The following is a 14,459-nucleotide window of genomic DNA, read 5'->3' on the forward strand; positions in this document are numbered from 1 at the left end:
GTCAATGTGTCAATTAGAAAATGTGCCAATTAGAAAATGCGAGTAATTATCCAATTGGCACATTTTCTAATTAATGGTTTATTTTGAATCGAATTGAATTGAATTGAACTCTTCATATTTAATAGAGGCTGTCATTCCGTAGGAATGTTTCGTCGGTAGAAAAAAAAATGGTATCCCAAATTACGTTCCGTAGGAACGTTTGATATGTTTAATGAAAAAAATATGAAACCAACCAAACGTTCCTACGGAACGTAAAACGATTTAAAAACATAATTTTTTCTACCGATGAGATGTTCCTACGGAACATAAAATGAATATTAGCTGTTTTGATTTTTGAGATAGCCTTTTTTTAAACCCAAATCTAAAATCTGAATTCTGAAATCTGAAATCAACAATCTATTATCGGGTAAAATAACATTTTCACCGAGCAGATAGTGTGTTCTACCGATGACAATTTTAATTGATATACTCGCGATATACTTTTGATTCAAATTAAAACCTTAAATCAAAATTATGTCATTATTTACACCCCTTCTTTGGATTTTGCTAATCGCTCCGATTATTGTTATTGCGTGTTTCAAATCGGAAAAATTGAATTTAAAATATTTAGGATTTTTCATTTTATATTTTCTTGCCGATGTGTTTTTACAGGCTTCAGGAAAACAATTGATAAATCTTGATTTAAAGTTCAATTGGGCAGGAAAATTCCTGAGCTTAGTTTTAGCATTGATTATTATCTTTTCGGTTTCAAAAGAAGAAAGAATCAAAATCGGATTCACTTCTAAAACCAATTCGCCAACAAATTTGAAATTCGGATTACTGGTTTTCTTCGGATTCACTTTCTTCGACATTATTTTTAAACTCATTTTATTTCCAAAAGGAAATGCCTTCAATCTAGAAACTTTTCTTTTTCAAGCCACAATGCCTGGATTAACAGAAGAAATCCTTTTTAGAGGAATCTCTTTATGGCTTTTAGATAAAGCTTTTGCGCCAACATGGAATTATCGAGGCATTAAATTTGGCTGGGCGTTTGTTATCGTAACGGTTTTATTTGGAGTTTCGCACGGAGCAATTTTAGATCAGGATCTACATTTGAAGTTGGATATTGTTACAATGGTGTACTTAACCTTGATTTCTTCTTTGAGTGTCGGCATTCTAAGACAGTTTTCTGGAAATCTTATTTATTCAATTCTCGGTCATAACACGATTAATTTGATCAATGCGGTTATTAGAATTTTATAAAAAATGAATTAAATATGCAATTAATTTTTAAACACATAGAAACATAGATTTTTTTATTTCGAAAAAGAAAAGAGAAAGAAAACTAGTTTCTCACACATAGATATAAACTTTTGCAAACAGTTCTAGATACAAACGCAAAGAAAATCTATGTTTCTATGTGTTTAGTATATTTCCGCATTCAGTGGAAAAAAAAATAAATTATATTTGAAACTGCTTTACAAATCTTTTACATGCCAAATACGACATCGACTTCGGGATATTTTTTAGATAAAATGGCGCCGCTGAATTTTGATCACTTTTTTACGAGAAGAAATCGAATTTTAATGCACGTTTTCATGTGGTTAGGTTTTTCTGTTTTGCTTTTTTTGAGCTATGTAATTGGCTATAAATTAGTCTATTTTGATGCTGTTTTACTAACAATAAGAATGGCATTGGTCAATATGATAGTATTTTATATGCTGTTCTATTTACTGCTACCAAAGATATTTTCAGAAAGCAAAAACCGAATTATAATATTGCTGCTATTGGTTTTTCCAGTTTCCATATTGGTCTGGATGGCGGCAACATATTTTATTTCACTGTTTTATTATGCTTTAGGTCTCGAAATTACTTTTGGAGAACTTAAAGGCGTCATTAAAATGAGTGCAAATCAAACTTTTCTAGAAGCGGTTTCTCCAAAAAGAATGCTTTCTCAAACTATAATTATCATCTCCTTGCTTTCGCCTTTTTGTTTTGCTAAAATATTGGTCGAGATCACGAAATTGTACAACACGAAATTTCAAATTGAAAGAGAGAAGGCCACTTTGAAACTTCAGAATATTCAAATTGAAAAAGACTTTCTGAAGGCGCAGTTAAATCCGCATTTTTTATTTAACACCTTGAATAATCTGTACGGACTGACGGTTAGGAAAGACAATCTGGCGCCAGAATTAATCTTGAATCTTTCGGATATTATGAGCTATACGCTCTACGAATCGAATACCGAAATGGTCCGTTTGGAAAAAGAATTGGACTTTATCAAAAATTATATCGCTTTAGAAAAAATGCGTTATGCCGATGATGCTGATATTCAAGTCAGCATTGAAGGAGAAAAAAATACACCAGGACTTTTTATAGCACCACTTCTTACTTTTACTTTTATAGAAAATGCCTTCAAGTATGGTTTAAAAACCAAGAATGCTTTTGTAAAACTAGACATTAAGATAGAAAATAACGTATTTTTCTTTAGTTTAAAGAACGATTCTGAAAAAATGGTACACGAATCAGTCTTTGGCGGAATAGGGGCGCAAAACGCTTGTAAACGATTAGAATTGCTATATCCCGACTTGCATGAGTTAGAAATTGAAAGATTGGAAAGTTCGTTTAGAGTCGATTTAAAAATTGTATTAAGGAAATAATGGAAAAATTAAAATGCATTGTCGTTGACGATGAGCCGATTGCAAGAGATATTATCGAATCGTTTATTGCTGAAGTTCCGTTTTTGGAATTGAAGAATTCGTTTGCAGAAGCCTCTAAAGCTTTTTTGTTTCTGGAGGATAACGAAATTGATATTGTTTTCAGCGATATTGAGATGCCTAAATTTAACGGTTTAGAATTGGCGCAGTCGCTTACCAAAGCTCCGATTATTATTTTCATCACGGCACATCGCAATTTTGCTTTGGAAGGATTTGAGACAGGAGCAGCCGATTATCTCTTAAAGCCCGTTCGTTTTGATCGTTTCCTGAAAGCGGTGAATCGTACCAAAGAATATCTTTCGCTAAAGAAAACAACTTCTGTTCATCAAATCAATTCCGATCGTATTTTTATCAAATCGGAAGGGAAGCTGATTAAAATCCTGTTGAGTGAAATTCTTTATGTCGAAGCCCAAGGAGATTATCTGAAATTCGTCATCAATGGCGCATCATACACAACTTTGGGAACTTTAAAATCTATGGAAGAAGTGTTGAGGCTTCCGATGTTCTTTCGTGTGCAACGCTCTTTTATTTTAAATCTGGAAGCGGTGAGAAGTCTCAACGGAAATGTTGTGGAACTAATCGATGGGAAAACTATTTCGGCAGCTCTGAATAAAAAGGACGAATTGTATCAGTTATTGGGGATACGGTAATGAGATAATTTGGCAATTAGAAAATTAGAAAATTTGATAATTAGAAAATGGGTGTAATGTTTCTTTTTTTTAATAAATAAGATAACTCAAAAATGAATTGTTTTTAAAATTTTGAGTATTTTTTATTGTTTAATGTGTTGATTTACATGTTAGTTGTTAATTGCTTGATTGTTAATTTTTTATAAAATTTTTAATTGTTGACTGAGATATGGTTTTAATGGCTTTTGAATTGGAAAATAACACTTTGCTAATAGTGTATAATAGGCTTAAAATTCCATTAAAAAACTTTAAAAGCAGGAGAGAAGCGAGTTATGGTTTATTTGTTTGAATTTTTGACTGAAAACGTATAAGATTTAAGTCAGAAATTATGAATTGAAGAACGTGGTGAGAACGAATTTTTTAATCTCTTTTTTTTGAAATTAAGAAATATATTTTTGTGGTAAAATAACTGCTTTTTATTAGATTTTCTATTATAGAGTTTTTCTATAGTGATGTGTTAAAGTACTGATTTTTATTTTTTAAATAGTTTTAGTTAAATAAATAGTTTAACAACTTAAATTGGAGTGTGTTTTTTTGCTTTTGAGTTTGCTTTGTGTTTTTTACTGCTATTTTTTAGGAGAAAAAGAGCTAAAAAAAGCTTTAAAAAACCAATTTATTTTGCTGTCAAATTATGATGTTTTTTTTTCTGAGCAGGTCATTTTTAAAAATAGATTCAGCTGACCAGCGTGTCGTTCTAAAATTCAATTTTTACGCTTTTACGAAACGAAATAAAGGTTATTATTTTAACGTTTTTGGCCCGCTTTTAACATAGAATTAATTTTAATATTGTCTATTTCAGTTCAGATTCGTACATTGTTAAAAATTACAGACATGACTAAAAAAATAGAAGATTTAATTCCGCATCGTGCTCCATTTCTCTTTGTAGATGAAATTATTTCTTATACAACAGACACAATCGTTGGTTTAAAGACGTTTACAGATAAAGATGCCTGGCTTCAGGGCAGTTTTCCCGATTTTAATTTTGTTCCGGGAACTATTTTGATAGAAGCTATGGCGCAATGTGGCGGTGCAGGTATAAAGCTTTTAGGAATTGCAGATGGCGTTTTTGGATTGGTTAGTATGGATAATGTTGAATTTTTTGCGGGCGTTGAGTTCAATAAACTCGTTAAATTTGTTGTAAAAAACATTCGCACAAGCGAAAAAATCATAAAACAATCTGGAGAAGCGTTTGATGAAGATAAATTGATTATGAAAGGGGAATGGATGTGTGTGAAGCTCCAGTAGGAGAATAGAGAATAGAGAATAGAGAATAGAGAATAGAGAATAGAATCGATGTATAGAAAGAGATTTTAAAAGAAAAACCGCTTTTTTTAAGCTTCGGAGAAGCGAAATATTTATAGAAAAGAATAAAATTTTAGAGCAAAAGCTCCGGAGGAGCGACATATTCCTTAGTTAGATATGTCGCTCCTCCGGAGCTTTTTCTATTTGTTTTTTGTAATTCTATAAATAGTTAACCCCGCTGGGGTTTGCAAATATTTTTATCACATTTTTGTAATGATGAATTCGCTTCGGCGGTTGACTTGGTGCTGCGATTCTGTGCAGGGAACTCCGTTAGAGCAGTTGTTAATTAATTCGGTTTCTCCGTAGCCTATTGCGCTTTCTATTCTTTCGGGGGCAACTCCTTGAGAAATTAGATAATCTCTTGTCGCTTTTGCTCTTCGGTCAGACAATTCGAGATTGTATTGGTCGTTGGCACGGGAGTCGGTATGAGATTCAATTTTGATTATCACAGTATTATACTGATGCATTAAGAGAACTACTTTATTAAGTTCTATTGCAGCATCATAACGAATATCAGATTTATCTAAATCAAAGAAAATAATTCCGATTTTTATTTTTAGAACGCCATTTTCACGAACAATTAAAGCAGGATCTAAGCCTACAAGAGCTTCTGTTTTTCCAGAACTTTTTGCCGTTACGATTGCTTTAGTATTGGCGTTATAATTCTCTTTTGTAACCTCAATCGTGTAAGGAGTATTGCAATTTACGTTGTTATTGAAATCATATTTTCCGTCAAGCTGAGAAACGGTTTCAGATACTTTTATTCCGTTATTATTTTTAAGAGCTACCATTGCGCCAGCAATTCTATTGTTTGAAATGGCATCAAAAACATAACCGCTTATGGCTTGGTTACACGATCTTTCAAAAGAGTAAATATCATCATCGCCTTTGCCTGTCTTTCTGTTAGAGCAGACAAAACCTTTGTTTGTGGCTTCGTTAACGATATAACCAAAATCGTCTCTATTGCTGTTTAAAGGTGCTCCGAGGTTGGCTGGTGTGTCAAAAGCGCCATCGTTTATTCTGCTTTCGAATACATCCAAACCTCCTAAACCTAAAAATCCGTCAGAAGAAAAATACAATGCTTGATCGGTAATATACGGAAACATTTCACGTCCCGTCGTGTTTATTTTTTCGCCCAAATTTTTTGGTTGAGAGAATTGATTATTGCCTAAAATATCAACCATAAAAATATCTGTAGAACCAATTGTTCCAGGCATATCCGATACAAAATAAAGCTTTTTGCCGTCTTTACTTACTGAAGGCTGTCCAACTGAATAACCATCGCTATTAAAGGGTAGTTCCTGAATATTGGTTCGATTTAGTACTGCCATTTTCGTTTTCTACAGCGGTTGCAGAGTAGATTTTTAAGTTATTAATGCCTTTGCTGTCACGTTTCAGTTTTCCGTTATAATTGTTTCGGGTAAAATAAATCGTTTTTTCATCGGGAGAAAAGGCGATACATGCTTCGTGATATTTGGTTGTAATATCCTTTCCGAAACGTTCTTTGAAAGTGACGCTAGATTGCGTTTCGCTAATTTTACCCAATTGCATATTAAGATAAGGCTGATCATTCCAGCCGTATTTATCTGTTTTCCAATAGGAAGAATCGGCAGTAGTAGAATAAACTAAGTCGCCTTTGTAATACATGGGGCCAAAATCTGAATTAGCAGTATTTATGTCTAAATTTTCTAATAGAAAAGAAGGTTTTATATTTTCAATATCTTCTAAAGTGACATTTTTAAGAGAAAAATTCTTCGCTCTATGATCTGTCGATTTTTGCTTTTCGGAGAAAATTTTCATCCATTTTTTAGCCAGATCATAATTCTGGATCCCTTGCAATGACTGAGCATAACGAAATAAATATTCTGCTGAAACTTCATTCTGATAGTCAGCAATTAGCTTTCCATACCATTTTGATGCGCTTGACATTTTGGTATTAAAATAATAAGCATCTCCAAGTCGTTGAAGCGTTTCTCTGGAAGCATCTCCATTATTTATCGAAAGCTCGTACGATTTTGCGGCTTCAACATAATACATCTTATCAAAAAGAGCATCGGCAGTTTTGTTTTTGGTTTGCGAATAAATCAGCTGTATAACCAATAATGCGAGTATAGTAATTGTTCTTTTCATAGACTATCCGTATTAAAAGAATCTTGGTGATTTTAGTCCTTTTTTGCGTGAAACCAGTTCAAAACGAAGCATAATTTCGTGTGTACCGCTGTTGTAATTCTGCAAAGCAGTTGTGGTGTAATCGTACGCATATCCGGCCATTATCATTGGTGTGATCTGGATTCCAACAAGACCGCTTACAGAGTCCGATGTACGATAGGCAACACCAAGTGTTAGAGCGTTATTAAACATAAAATTGGCTGATATATCGGCAATAATTGGAGCTCCAGCGACATATTTTGCTAAAAGAGCAGGTTTGAATTTAGTATGTGCCGAAAGGTCAAACACGTAACCTCCAATAAGATAGACGTGTATTCTCTGATTGACCAAATCTTCGCTAATATCATCATACGTATAACGTTCTCGGGTCATAAAATTCGGGATTGAAAGCCCCACATAATCTCTTTCTCCGTGCCAATACAATCCCGCGCCAATAACTGGAAGGAATTTGTTGGTAATGTTTTCACGAAATTGCACATCTGGATCTTTATAACTTCCCTTAGACCAGTCGATATTGATGACGCGACCACCACCTTTTACTCCAAAAGAAAGTTTGTGTGTTTCTCCAGATTTAATGGTGTAAGAGAAATTGGCATCTAGATATTGTTCTTCTGTTGGTCCGATTTCCTCGTTTACGATCGAAATTCCAAGACCAACATTTTTTCCGACTGGCGTATCCAAAGAAAAACTTTGCGTGTCTGGAGCTCCTTCAATACCAACCCATTGTGTTCTGTAAATTCCTGTTATGGCTAAATGTCCCAGGGAACCGGCATAAGCCGAGTTTACGGTGAGTGTATTGTACATATACTGCGTGTATTGTGGATCTTGCTGTGCAAAGGCTCCATATGCCGAGAATAGAGTTATTATCGCGAAAACCTTTTTTATATTTTTAATCATAGCCAATTTTATTTTGGTTAATCCTATTCTTAAACTTTTCATTTTCTGGGTGGTTTTATTTTAGGTAAAGCCATCCAGAGGTTTTTTTAGATCCGTCTCCTAAATCCAAAATATAGAAATAGGTGCCTTCAGGAAGCGTTTTGGCAGAACCTTCCTCTTTTCCGTCCCAAGTATTTTTATAGCCTTTTTGGTAGTAAACCAAATTACCCCAGCGGTTAAAGATTTCCAGCTGATTATCTGGATATCTTTCGATACAATCGATATAGAAGAAATCGTTCTGGCCATCATCATTTGGCGAAAATTCGTTATAGATTTTCAGACAGTTTGGCGAAACAGTCGCAGTATCCTGATTGTTGGCCGAATTGGTGTCTATCTGATCTAGTTTAACCAAATGAGCATTGTTTAAATAATCATTAAAATCGACCACTTTAACTGTTAAAGTTAGCGTTTGTAAAGCTCCTGTATTGATTGATGGAATGCTCCAAATACCGGTTTTAGGATCATAAGTTCCTGAAGTTACCGCTGAGTTTACTAATGAATATCCTTTAGGCAACGCATCTTGAACTTCTACATTTGTGGCAGTTAAATTGCCTAAGTTTTCAGCAGTGATAGTAAAGATTACCTGAGTATCCATAGGAACATCTGTTTTATCGACTTCTTTATTGATAGCTATATCAGTAGAAGGGATATTGATAGATTCGGAATCTTCATCATCTTCGCTTTGGTCTCCGTTGTCGTTATTTGGAGTCGAGTCTGGATCAAATTGATTGCTGGCGGTTACCTGAGCTATATTAACATATTCAGCACTTTCCAGTCCAAACGGATTGACCACTGTTGCCTCATAGGTTAGTGTAATGCCGCCTACAGGAACGGTCAAATCAACCCATTTGATAATGTTTTTGCTGAAAATACCGCCATTATTGATGTTCGAAATATTTTTGAATCCAAGCGGGATCAAGTCTTCAATAGCAACTCCGGTAGCTGTGCTTGGCCCTTCATTGTTAACCTGAATGGTAAATGTTACCACCTCGTTTACATTTGCGTTTTTATTGCTGGCTGTTTTCTCCAAACTTAAATCGGCAACGGCGACTTTGATTTGTAAACTGTCATAATCATCTTCTGTGGTTACCCCGTTGTTTGGAGTAGAATCGGGATCGGGCAGGTTACTGGCAATGACTTCGGTGGTATTTGTATATTCGCCTGCTATACCCGATGGCTTATTTACTGTGGTATAAATATCTAATGATTGATCAGTTCCCGTTGGAATATTTCCGACATTCCAAATACCTGTGACATAATTGTACAAACCACTTGTAGGACTACTTGTTTGATAGGTGAATCCAGGAGGAAGCAAATCTTTTACTCTTACACCAGATGCATCTGCACGGACCATCATTGGTAACGGTAACGGTAAAAATAACCGTTGAACCTACTTCATGAATCGCATCCTGATTAAGAGCCGTTTTCTTAATAGATAAATCTGCCATTACAATTACAGGCGTAACAGAAATACTGTCGTAATCATCTTCTGTCGCAATTCCGTTGCCTGGTGTACTGTCCGGATCATGCTGATCTGCAGTCATAATTTCTGCTATATTTAAATATTCATCTGCAGTACCTGTCGGAGCTTTTACAAAAACATTTAAAATTAAAGTATGACTATTGCCAGCAAGTATAATTCCAGGAGTCCATTCTCCTGTTGCCGGATTATAAGCTCCCGAAGTCGAATTATAGAAAATATAATCATATCCAGAAGGCAATACATCTTTGACAATAACTCCAGTGGCATTGCTTGAACCTGAGTTGGTTAATGTTATGGAGAATGAAATCTGCGATCCTACAGCAGGATTAAGTATGTTATTGATTACTTTTTTCTCAATAGATAAATCGGCTACAGCAGGAACAGGAGTCAGTAATACAGAACTAATGTCGTCCTCGCCGCTGACATTGTTATTTGGTGTCGAATCTGGATCCAGTTCGTTAGAAGCGTAAACTTCTGCAATATTTTGGTATACACCTGTAGTATTTACTTTAGCTCCAATTAATAATGATTCTGAACCGCCGTTTGGTATATTTCCAATTTCCCAGATTCCGGTGGTATTAAAATATTGCCCAGCTGTTGAGCTGTATACCACATATTCGTAACCGCTCGGTAGCATATCGATTACTTTTACTCCAGTTGCATTTTGAGCTTCACTGTTTTTTACGGTTATTTCAAAAGTAACAGTCGCACCAAATATTGGACTAATATTACCGCCGACTACGGCTTTTGTAAGTGATAAATCGGCCATAGGAACAACAGGAGTTGTTGCAATTTCAGCATAATCATTTTCTGTTGGGATTCCGTTATTTGGAGTCGAATTAGGGTCTGGTATATTACTAGCAGTAACTTCGGCAATATTTACATAATCTCCTGTCGGATTTACAACAGCGGTTATGCGTAATACTTGCGAATCTCCGTTTAAGAATGAACCAATTGCCCATTTTCCAGTTGTTGGATTGTAAGTTCCTTTTGTTGTGCTGTAGTTAGTAAAAGTATATCCAGAAGGTAGTAAATCTGTCACTTCTACTCCTGTGGTATTTTGATGGCCATTATTGGTTGCAATTACTTCAAAAATGACTTGCGTGCCTATAAGTGGTGTTGCGTTATTAACTGTTTTAGTTAAAGATAAATCGGCTGCCTGTGCATTTGGAGTGACGGTTGCTGTTGCATAATCATCTTCTGTTGTAACTCCGTTGTTTGGAGTTGAGTCAGGATCTTCATAATCAGCTGCCGTTACTTCTGCGATATTAGTATAATTTCCAGAGGCGTTTACAGTTGCTATAATTTGAAGAGTTTCAGATTTTCCGTTTACGATATTGCCAACGTTCCATAAACCTGTCGCTGGCGTATAGGTTCCTGTAGAAATAGTATATCCAGTAAGTGTATATCCAGAAGGAAGCAAATCTGTAACTTGAACACCTTTATTGTCGTCTTTTCCGCTGTTGGTAATTACAACCTCAAAAGTAACTTGAGAACCGACTAATGGTGTAGCATTATTTACAGTTTTAGTTAATGACAAGTCAGAAACTGGTGGTGGAGGCGGTGTATCTGCCCTTGTTCCGACTAGAGCAAATGCATAATCATCCTCCAAAAGTGCTCCGTTATTTGGAGTGGAATCAGGATTTGCAAGATCGGCCGCGGTTACTTCTGCTGTATTTGCAAAATTTCCAATCGAATTTGCAATTGCTTTAATCTGCAATGTTTCCGATTGATTTTTTGGTAAGTTTCCAATATTCCATATCCCTGTTGCAGGATTATAGGTTCCTGTTGAAACAGTATAGGCTGTAAAAGTAAATGCTGCAGGCAGTAAATCGGTTACCTGAACACCTGTATTATCTTGCGAACCGTTATTGGTAACAATTAATTCAAATGTGATTTCTGTATCCACAATTGGGGACGAATCGCTAACTGTTTTAGTTAAAGATAGATCGGAATATTGAACTGTTGGAGTAGTGGCCGCTTCTGCATAATCATCTTCTGTTGTAACTCCATTATTTGGTGTAGAATCAGGATTGGGTTGACTGCTTGTGGTAATTTCGGCACTATTGGTATAGTTTCCTGTAGCATTAACTGTAGCTGTTATTTGTAAGGTATAAGAATCTGAAACAGGCATATTTCCAACTGTCCAAATCCCTGTTGAGGAATCATAACTTCCTGTTGTTGCACTATACGATACGTAGGTGTATCCAGAAGGCAGTAAATCGGTAACAGCCACGGAATTTGCTTCTTGCGGACCAGAATTGGTTACCTGAATACTGAAAGTTACCTGTGAACCCACAAGTGGAGTGGCATTGTTTACTGCTTTTGTCAATGACAAATCTGCTGATGTCGGAACTGGAGTTGTTGTGGCTTCTGCGTAATCGTCTTCTGTATTAGCTCCGTTGTTTGGAGTGGAGTCAGGATCAGGAAGATTAGCAGCTGAGACCTCGGCTTTATTCGTATAATCGCCACTTGGATTTACCCGCGCCACAATCTGAAGTGTTTCTGCATCACCAGCAACTAAATTGCCTACTGTCCATACTCCTGTAGCGGTATCGAAAGTTCCAGTAGAAATGGTAAATCCAGTAAAAGTATATCCAGACGGAAGTACATCTCTTACCTGTACACCAAAATTATCCTGTGGCCCATTATTGGTTATTACTACTTCAAAGGTAACAAGCGAACCTACCAATGGTGTCGCATTATTAACGGTTTTAACCAAGGACAAATCTGAAGATTGTAAAATAGGAGTCGTAGTCGCGGTTCCATAATCGTTTTCTGTTGGCACTCCATTATTTGGCGTTGAGTTAGGGTCTGGAGTGTCACTATTGGTAACTTCGGCAATATTTGTATAATCACCTGTTGGATTAACTATTGCATTAATCTGTAAGGTTTCAGACTCACTGCTCTCTAATATATCTAGTGTCCATAAACCTGTTGTACTATCATAAGTTCCACTTGTTGCATTAAAACTGCTGAATGTATAACCAGAAGGTAATAAGTCGGTTACCTGAACTAGAGCCGCATCTTGTGGTCCGTGGTTTGTGGTGATAATGCTAAATGTTACAATAGACCCAACCAAAGGAGTTGTATTGCTTACCGATTTTGTTAATGATAAATCGGCAGCTGGAGGTGTGGGAGTTAGTACAACATTATCTTCATCATCTTCGCTTTGATCTCCATCGTCATTATTAGGTGTACTATCAGGGTCAGGAAGATTGCTGGCAGTAACTTGTGTTATATTTTTGTAATCTCCTGTTGGCAATACTTTTGCATCCAGAATAAGAGCTTCTGTAACGCCAACATCGACTGTACCAACATTCCATATTCCACTAGTGCTGTTGTATGTTCCAGCAGACGAACTGTAATTTACGTATTGAAAACCGGTAGGCAATAAATCGGTTACCTGTACTCCAGTTGCATTATTTGGACCATCATTGGTTATCTTAAGTTCAAAAGAAACTTGGCTTCCAACTACAGGACTTGTATTGCCTGTAACTACATTTTTGGTTAAAGATAAGTCGGCAGAACTAACCAAGGAAAATAATTTCTGCATCATCCTGATCATCTTCAGAAGCAATATTATTGTTTGGTGTACTGTCAGGATCTGGTAAATCACTAGCTGTTATCTCTGCAATATTGAGATAATTTCCTAAAGGATTAACAAATGCATTAAAGGTGAGATCGACATTAGAGTTTGCCGCTATCGTTAAATTTGTCCATTCGAGTGTCGCCGTCGCAATCTGATAGGTTCCGCCATTAGATACTGACCCTGGTATAAGTGTATATCCGACAGGAATAACATCTTTTACAGCAACTCCAGTTGCGTTTCCGGACCATTGTTAACGACATTAATGGTAAAAGCTACCTGTTCTCCAGCTGCTGCAGAAGTTGGAGTTACAGATTTAGTAAGCTCTAAATCGGCTTGTTTTAAGGTAATATTGGCACTTGCCATATCATCTTCTGGCAATCCATTTCCAGGAGTACTGTCTGGATCAAACTGATGAGCTGTTTGTATTTCAGCAGTATTAATGTAATCACTTGGTGATGAAACGACGTTTACTTTGGCCGTAATTTGTAAAGCAAGAGAGTTTCCATTGTTTAGATTGCCAACATTCCAAATTCCTGTGGCATTATTATATTTTCCGCCACCATTGTCACTTACATAAGTATAGCCTGGAGGCAATTGGTCTGATACTGTAATTCCACTTGCATTATTAGGACCGCTGTTGGTAACTCTAATGGTAAATACAACATTGTCGTTTATACTTACCGTTGCAGGTGAAACTGTTTTTTGTAACGATAAATCGGCTACATCCAGAACTACTGTTGCGCTATCTTGATCATCTTCTGCAGGATTCTGGTTGTTAGGCGTACTGTCAGGATCAAATTGATCGGACGCGAAAACCTCTGCGCTATTTACATAAGATCCACCGCCCAGAATAGTAGCTTTAAATGATAAATTTAAAATACTGCCACTCGGAATGGTTAGACCACTCCAAGTAATGGTATTATCGCCAACATTATATATTCCGCCCAAGGTAACGGTTCCAGCAACAAGTGCAAAGCCCATTGGAATATAATCTCGTATAGCAACATTGGTCGCTGTAGCAGATCCGCCCAATGAATTGTTATTGAAAACATTGATGTTGAAAGTAACAACGTCGCCAATGCTTCCTGTTGTTGGTGTTACTGTTTTGGTCAATTCCAGATCTGCAATCGATAAAATGGTCAGGTTCATAGTATCTGATGAAACAGCACAAATACCATTGCTAACCGTCTGATTGCAGTGTGTATATTCCAGGAACAGTTCCAGTTACAACAGTAGTAGGAGAGGTAACATCCATAAATCCTAAGGTACTTGGTCCAGAAACCTGTGTCCATTGACCAGTGCCGACTGTAGGAACTGTTGCATTTAAGTTTACAGGTGTAAATTGAGGAACTATTTGATTTGGACCAGCTTCTGCTGTTGATGGATTTGCATATATGGTAACTAAAACAGTATCTTCAGAAGTACAGCCATTTACATTTACAGTTGTGGTCGTCCAGCGGAATTCGTAAGTACCAGGAACAAGACCGAGCATTAAGGAATTAGGAAGGTTTGGAGCTGCAATATTAGCAAAATTTGGTCCAGAAACTTGTGTCCATTCCCCAACACCAGAAATTACAGGCGTGGCAGCCATG

Annotated in this window: 11 protein-coding genes and 1 pseudogene; 4 read left to right on the plus strand and 8 right to left on the minus strand. The window is 36.3% G+C overall.

Annotation, left to right across the window (positions count from 1 at the left end; translation table 11 throughout):
• Window positions 1-513 precede the first annotated feature (513 nt).
• From ACPWTF_RS23135 to ACPWTF_RS23150, 4 genes are all read left to right on the plus strand, one after another.
• The gene (locus ACPWTF_RS23135; protein WP_379800388.1) at window positions 514-1,242 is read left to right on the plus strand and encodes a CPBP family intramembrane glutamic endopeptidase; all 729 of its coding nucleotides are present in this window, start codon (window positions 514-516) and stop codon (window positions 1,240-1,242) included.
• Between the two features lie 230 nt (window positions 1,243-1,472).
• Window positions 1,473-2,639, plus strand: coding sequence for a sensor histidine kinase (locus ACPWTF_RS23140; RefSeq protein ID WP_427873373.1), 1,167 nt, complete (start codon window positions 1,473-1,475; stop codon window positions 2,637-2,639).
• On the plus strand, window positions 2,639-3,346 hold the full coding sequence (locus tag ACPWTF_RS23145) for a LytR/AlgR family response regulator transcription factor (RefSeq protein WP_427873375.1): 708 nt from the start codon (window positions 2,639-2,641) through the stop codon (window positions 3,344-3,346). Before ACPWTF_RS23140 ends, ACPWTF_RS23145 begins: the two co-directional genes overlap by 1 nt.
• 870 nt (window positions 3,347-4,216) lie before the next feature.
• Complete coding sequence (locus ACPWTF_RS23150) at window positions 4,217-4,630, plus strand: 3-hydroxyacyl-ACP dehydratase FabZ family protein (protein ID WP_427873376.1); 414 nt, start codon at window positions 4,217-4,219, stop codon at window positions 4,628-4,630.
• A gap of 257 nt (window positions 4,631-4,887) precedes the next feature.
• On the opposite strand, the gene ACPWTF_RS23155 is transcribed toward ACPWTF_RS23150, so the two are convergent.
• The 8 genes and pseudogenes from ACPWTF_RS23155 to ACPWTF_RS23190 form a co-directional block, all read right to left on the minus strand.
• Complete coding sequence (locus ACPWTF_RS23155; protein WP_427873378.1) at window positions 4,888-6,018, minus strand: OmpA family protein; 1,131 nt, start codon at window positions 6,016-6,018, stop codon at window positions 4,888-4,890.
• Window positions 5,975-6,817 (minus strand): tetratricopeptide repeat protein, encoded by an 843-nt coding sequence (locus tag ACPWTF_RS23160; RefSeq protein ID WP_427873379.1) that lies wholly within the window; start codon window positions 6,815-6,817, stop codon window positions 5,975-5,977. The genes ACPWTF_RS23155 and ACPWTF_RS23160 overlap by 44 nt, the downstream gene beginning before the upstream one ends.
• 12 nt (window positions 6,818-6,829) lie before the next feature.
• Complete coding sequence (locus ACPWTF_RS23165) at window positions 6,830-7,795, minus strand: PorP/SprF family type IX secretion system membrane protein (RefSeq protein ID WP_427873380.1); 966 nt, start codon at window positions 7,793-7,795, stop codon at window positions 6,830-6,832.
• 13 nt (window positions 7,796-7,808) lie between these two features.
• Window positions 7,809-9,149: a gliding motility-associated C-terminal domain-containing protein gene (locus ACPWTF_RS23170; protein WP_427873382.1), complete on the minus strand. Its 1,341-nt coding sequence runs from the start codon at window positions 9,147-9,149 to the stop codon at window positions 7,809-7,811.
• Window positions 9,073-12,834 carry a DUF11 domain-containing protein gene (locus tag ACPWTF_RS23175; protein ID WP_427873384.1) on the minus strand — a complete coding sequence of 1,254 codons (3,762 nt, stop codon included), beginning with the start codon at window positions 12,832-12,834 and terminating at the stop codon, window positions 9,073-9,075. Before ACPWTF_RS23175 ends, ACPWTF_RS23170 begins: the two co-directional genes overlap by 77 nt.
• Complete coding sequence (locus tag ACPWTF_RS23180; RefSeq protein ID WP_427875781.1) at window positions 12,806-13,075, minus strand: hypothetical protein; 270 nt, start codon at window positions 13,073-13,075, stop codon at window positions 12,806-12,808. Before ACPWTF_RS23180 ends, ACPWTF_RS23175 begins: the two co-directional genes overlap by 29 nt.
• Window positions 13,076-13,087: 12 nt before the next feature.
• Window positions 13,088-14,016: pseudogene (locus ACPWTF_RS23185) on the minus strand (hypothetical protein); the annotation flags it as partial.
• Between the two features lie 31 nt (window positions 14,017-14,047).
• Complete coding sequence (locus ACPWTF_RS23190) at window positions 14,048-14,458, minus strand: hypothetical protein (RefSeq protein ID WP_427873386.1); 411 nt, start codon at window positions 14,456-14,458, stop codon at window positions 14,048-14,050.
• Window position 14,459 lies beyond the last annotated feature (1 nt).

The sequence above is a fragment of the Flavobacterium sp. MMS24-S5 genome, assembly GCF_050320125.1.
In the GTDB taxonomy this organism is placed as follows: domain Bacteria; phylum Bacteroidota; class Bacteroidia; order Flavobacteriales; family Flavobacteriaceae; genus Flavobacterium; species Flavobacterium tyrosinilyticum.